Source organism: Microbacterium sp. CFH 31415 (assembly GCF_022538185.1).
GTDB lineage: Bacteria > Actinomycetota > Actinomycetes > Actinomycetales > Microbacteriaceae > Microbacterium.
This window is the reverse complement of the sequence record NZ_JAKYXC010000021.1, coordinates 1-883: the sequence shown is the minus strand read 5'-3', so window position 1 is coordinate 883 and position 883 is coordinate 1. Positions and strand designations below refer to the sequence as shown.

The 883-nt window shown below is 70.9% G+C and carries 1 protein-coding gene; it reads left to right on the top strand.

The genetic code is table 11. From position 1 onward, the window contains the following. On the top strand, window positions 1-883 hold an 883-nt coding region (gene gndA / locus MK786_RS16245), incomplete at both ends, for an NADP-dependent phosphogluconate dehydrogenase (RefSeq protein WP_241113276.1).

Below are 883 nucleotides of genomic sequence, written 5' to 3'. Positions count from 1 at the left end.
GTGGTGAGGAGGGTGCGCTGCTGGGCCCGTCGATCATGCCCGGCGGGTCGGACGAGTCGTGGGTCACGCTCGGTCCGATCCTGCGCTCGATCGCGGCGGTCGCCGAGGGTGAGCCGTGCGTGACGCACATCGGCCACGACGGTGCCGGTCACTTCGTGAAGATGGTGCACAACGGCATCGAGTACGCCGACATGCAGCTCATCGCCGAGGCGTATGACCTGATCCGCCGCGGCACCGGCCGCTCTCCTGCCGAGATCGCGGATGTGTTCGCGGAGTGGAACCGGGGAGAGCTGGAGTCGTACCTGATCGAGATCACCGCCGAGGTGCTCCGCCAGGTGGATGCCGGCACCGGCCTGCCGCTGGTGGATGTCATCCTCGACCAGGCCGGCGCGAAGGGCACCGGCGCGTGGACGGTGCAGACCGCGCTGAATCTGGGGGTGCCGGTCTCGGGCATCGCCGAGGCCGTGTTCGCCCGGTCGCTGTCCAGCCACCCCGAGCAGCGCGCCGTGTCCGCAGACCTCCCCGGCCCCGCCGAAGGACTCTCCGTCGACGACGCCGACGCGTTCATCGAGGACGTCCGCCTCGCCCTGTACGCGTCGAAGATCGTCGCCTACTCGCAGGGCTTCGATGAGATCCGCGCCGGCGCCGCCGAGTACCACTGGCAGATCGACCTCGGCGCGGTGTCGAAGATCTGGCGCGGCGGCTGCATCATCCGCGCCCAGTTCCTCAACCGCATCGCCGACGCCTACGACCACACCCCCGACCTGCCCGTGCTGCTCACCGCCCCCTACTTCGTCGAGGCACTCGGCCGCGCCCAGGACGCCTGGCGCCGCATCGTCGCCACCGCCGCGGCAGCCGGCATCCCCGCCCCCGCCTTCTCCTC